Origin of the sequence: Ancylomarina longa, from assembly GCF_003996985.1 — a bacterium.
GTDB classification, from domain to species: Bacteria; Bacteroidota; Bacteroidia; order Bacteroidales; family Marinifilaceae; genus Ancylomarina_A; species Ancylomarina_A longa.
Window position 1 is genome coordinate 1 of sequence record NZ_RJJX01000310.1, and the last position, 368, is coordinate 368.

Below are 368 nucleotides of genomic sequence, written 5' to 3' on the forward strand. Positions count from 1 at the left end.
CTTTGAACACAATCAAGTGGCGAAGCACTGTTACGAATCGTTAGGCTTTGTTCAGACATCACGAGAAATGGGAACACGATCGTTTGAAGGAGAAATCTGGGCGCTTCTTCTTATGGAAAAGCAGTTATAGCAAATAGAACAAAGGGAGTTAGATGATGATTAAGAAAGTCGGTAACACAGAGATTCAATCAAAACATAAAGCGACCTGCCATTGTGGCTCGGTTGTTTTAGAGTTAACGCTACCTAATGGGATTGAAAATCCGAGACGATGTGACTGTTCAATATGTCGAAGAAAAGGCGCTATTGTGGGCTCGGTTGATCTTAGTGGTATTAAAATACTGTCGGGCGAAGATGTACTCAAGCTTTAT

At 41.3% G+C, this 368-nt stretch carries 1 protein-coding gene; it reads left to right on the top strand.

Annotation, left to right across the window (positions count from 1 at the left end):
- Positions 1–155 precede the first annotated feature (155 nt).
- Positions 156–368, top strand: a 213-nt coding sequence (locus tag DLK05_RS17305; RefSeq protein ID WP_209319986.1) for a GFA family protein, incomplete at its 3' end; no start/stop codon positions are given.